The following is a 3,215-nucleotide window of genomic DNA, read 5'->3' as shown; positions in this document are numbered from 1 at the left end:
TAACTATCCGCCCAACTACCAACAAAAACTTTCCCGTCTCCCTGCTGTTGCCAGATACATTGCGGGATATCAAAAACTTGTGCCAGGTTATCCATAACCCAAAAGCCTGTCCCCATACTGTAAAACGTCGGGGCTTTATTGTTGGTATAACTACCTGTCCCCATAACAAACTGTAAGCCTGTCAGCGAGGAGACTGCACCAAGAACCCCCGACAAAGTTACATAGCGTTCTGCCAGTGGCACAACCTTAGATAGCGATGCGGACAACTCACGACACATTAGTTTTTTTTGATCGGCACTAACATTTGTGCAATTAACAACATAGCCGATAAAAAATGTCTGTAATTTATTAACGTTATAACCTAAATCTAATTGCACTAGGCCAGTTAAGTTTGTAGAGCTGCCCACAGTGAATGCCGCCCTACCAGGGGAAAACAAATCTAGCCGCACATCATCATCAATGATGGATACTGGCTCACCATTTACGGTTAAACGCTTATGCAACTGCACTGGGGTTTTCCTCTTCGTCTGGTGCTAAGGCATCATCAGCGAGCTTTAAAACCTTTTCAAAGCCGGTATAGGTTTCGGCTTCTTCTTGGCTTTCTACCCCTGTTTCCGCCACAGCCTCACCACTGGCGCTCTGCTGTTGGGCGGTCTCAGTTTGTAAGCGCTGTTCTTTTTTCTCGGGAATGGATAAATACTCGGACAGCGTAAAATTAACCCTCCAAGCTTTTTGACCTACCATCTCGCGCACGTTGAAAGCTTCATTAAATTGTACTTGGCGAATATTCATTGCCCGTGCGGTATCGTCCACAATATCGAATACCGTTAGCTTTCCATTTTCATCTACGGATTCTGCCTGCTGTAATAAGCTGGACAGGTCGTCCGCGTTATCAAAAGTGATTACTAAAGAGACCGTTAATGCCTTTGGTTTAATACCGTTCTGCGCACGCTCAGTGCTGCTGGTATTCCCGCCCAGTGATTCAGTCTCAATACGCAAAACCCCATTAACGGCCAGCTGTGAACCGCGCAGAGTAAAATCATTTAATCTCATAATCCGAATAGCTCGCGCAGAATAGTTAACTCACCAGGGGCCGCAGCAAATAACATGGCCGCGCTAAAAACGTGGTCATGGTCAAAAGGCTTCGACGCCAATACCTGGTTGGCAATCTCTCGGGTTGTCCCTGTTGCAAATAAGCTATAAGTATTTCCAGTTCCGACAAACTGCGCGGCTAGGCTCGCGGTTTCTGCCCGCACTTGATCCAGGTACTGTTGTTTTTTTGCGGCTAAGGTTTGCAGCTCTTGAAGCGGGCTGGTGTTCTCCACTTCATAGCCGTATGCGCTGGCAATCTCCGCCCCTACGGCTTGGGAGGCACTGCGGGCTGTCTGTAGTTGAGTAAGCTTGCGCGGCCTCCAGTGGCCCCCTAAAGGCGCTCCAGGGAGTACCGATTTTTCAGACTCCAGCCTTAGCAGCTGTTCCGCTCGGTGCTCTGCCTCGCAAAGCTCAGAAATCGGGAATAACCCACACACCGCCTTTAATCGGGTTGCGAAGGCGGCAAGGGTTTGCTCTGCAAAAAGTACGCACACGGCCTCCAGGTCGCCGCTTGGCTTGTAGTTGTCCCAGGCGTCCCCCAACTTTGCAGAAAGCGCTTGTTGCGCATTGGGGGCGCTCAAGTGCCTGCTGTAGCTCTCCCCCTGTCCTACGCCCTCTTGATAAGGGTGAACCACTAGCGCGCGCATATCAGCCCCGAAAAGGTCCACCAGGGCATTCTGATTGGCTGCACTGCCGGTAGCGGTGCTGGCGGTGGGGTTAATCGCGAAGCTGGGGGAAATATCCCCCAATCGCGCCAGGGCCGAAGTAATTTCACCACTGCCTTGTGCCAGCGTAGCGTCTACCGCATCGCTAAGGCTTTGGGCGCTAAGTGGAAACTGTATTTCCGCGCTTTGCCAGGTCATTACTTTTCCCAGGGCACAGTTCGTTGAATGCAAGCAACGCGAAACCCAAAAATAAAGACATGAGTTTGCCCCCGTACGATTGCGCCGTGCCCACCTTCTAAAACCTCTATCGTGGCAAGGCTGTTGGTAGTCGCTAGCGGCGTCGTGAAGTGGCGCGGCTCAAAGTGCCAACGGATAAAGCCCCAGATTTTGTTACCCATGATTTAAAACTCCAATGCCTTTAATTGTTCTACGAATGGGCGCGCAATATCGACATAGTGCGCACCCTCTTCAGCTTGCTTGATCTTCGCTTTTGCTCTTATGCGAATATCTCGAATTTTGTCTATGGCTCTATCCCATTTAATAGCAGCCGACAAAATCGCCTCTGCGGCATCTTGTGGGGATACTTCCTCAACTTCTGCGTGTGTTTGAATCACTGCCGGTATCTCACCAGAAAACCCCGCCTCTACAAATTTTTGCGCCTCCGCTCTTACTCGTGCATATTCATCCGTCATGCCATAGCCGATAGGGACAGAACGCAAGCGCGTTTTACCAGCAGTGTTGTCGATTAAGTCCAGGGCAAATTGTCGGCTTTGTAAAAGCTTCTGCCGTTCGGATTCTTCTGCATCAATCTTGGCTTTTTCTTCATGCCAGCGATCAATGATTTTTTTAAACTGCGCTATTGAGCGAATCTTTTTATGTGTACCATCACGTAATTCAATTTCGCCGCTAGCCTTTTCGCCCTCATCACTCCATTGAACCGCCCATACTTCATCATCAATTAGGCCAGCAAGGTCAAATTGGAATCCAAGCCCATTAATAATGGTTGTATCGTCTCCAGCGTCGCCATTAATGATTGAAAGTTTCATAATTCCTCCTTTAGGCAACACGGATAATATGGGCTGCCGCGTAGTAACGCTGACGTACATCAACTGAATGTGTATGACTGCCACTACTGATTATAGAAACTGAATGATTATGACTTCCGGCATCATCCACTGATAAATCGTGACTGTGGCTGCCGTCATCTTTTACGGTGACGGTGTGGGTGTGAGAGCCGCTACTGCTCACACTGACACTATGGCTATGTGATCCTGTTGAGCTACAGCTAGCGGAGTGATTGTGCGCTCCACCGCTGCCGTTATTTGAGCCCGTAACCGTAGCGGCATCTTTATCACTAGGATCATAATCCGGTCCAAACGTAGATGATTCATTACCCGGATATTTCATAAGCTGCACGCTATTAATATTGTGTCCGTGCGAGGGTATCCGCGACGTTGA

At 49.2% G+C, this 3,215-nt stretch carries 6 protein-coding genes; all 6 read right to left on the bottom strand.

Annotation, left to right across the window (positions count from 1 at the left end; all coding sequences use genetic code 11):
* The coding region (locus tag MO867_RS21215) for a hypothetical protein (RefSeq protein WP_252472829.1) at window positions 1-509 on the bottom strand (509 nt) is incomplete at its 3' end.
* On the bottom strand, window positions 496-1,053 hold the full coding sequence (locus tag MO867_RS21210) for a baseplate complex protein (RefSeq protein WP_252472826.1): 558 nt from the start codon (window positions 1,051-1,053) through the stop codon (window positions 496-498). The genes MO867_RS21215 and MO867_RS21210, both read right to left, overlap by 14 nt.
* The gene (locus MO867_RS21205; RefSeq protein WP_252472824.1) at window positions 1,050-1,955 is read right to left on the bottom strand and encodes a hypothetical protein; all 906 of its coding nucleotides are present in this window, start codon (window positions 1,953-1,955) and stop codon (window positions 1,050-1,052) included. Before MO867_RS21205 ends, MO867_RS21210 begins: the two co-directional genes overlap by 4 nt.
* Window positions 1,955-2,155: a hypothetical protein gene (locus MO867_RS21200; protein WP_252472821.1), complete on the bottom strand. Its 201-nt coding sequence runs from the start codon at window positions 2,153-2,155 to the stop codon at window positions 1,955-1,957. Before MO867_RS21200 ends, MO867_RS21205 begins: the two co-directional genes overlap by 1 nt.
* Before the next feature lie 3 nt (window positions 2,156-2,158).
* A complete protein-coding gene (locus MO867_RS21195) occupies window positions 2,159-2,803 on the bottom strand; it encodes a hypothetical protein (protein ID WP_252472820.1) in 645 nt (214 codons plus the stop codon).
* A gap of 10 nt (window positions 2,804-2,813) precedes the next feature.
* Window positions 2,814-3,215: hypothetical protein (locus tag MO867_RS21190; RefSeq protein WP_252472819.1), on the bottom strand; the 402-nt coding region annotated here is incomplete at its 5' end.

The sequence above is a fragment of the Microbulbifer okhotskensis genome (assembly GCF_023895975.1).
Lineage (GTDB): Bacteria > Pseudomonadota > Gammaproteobacteria > Pseudomonadales > Cellvibrionaceae > Microbulbifer > Microbulbifer okhotskensis.
The sequence above is the reverse complement of the archived record's forward strand: the minus strand, read 5'-3'. Positions and strand labels throughout refer to the sequence as shown.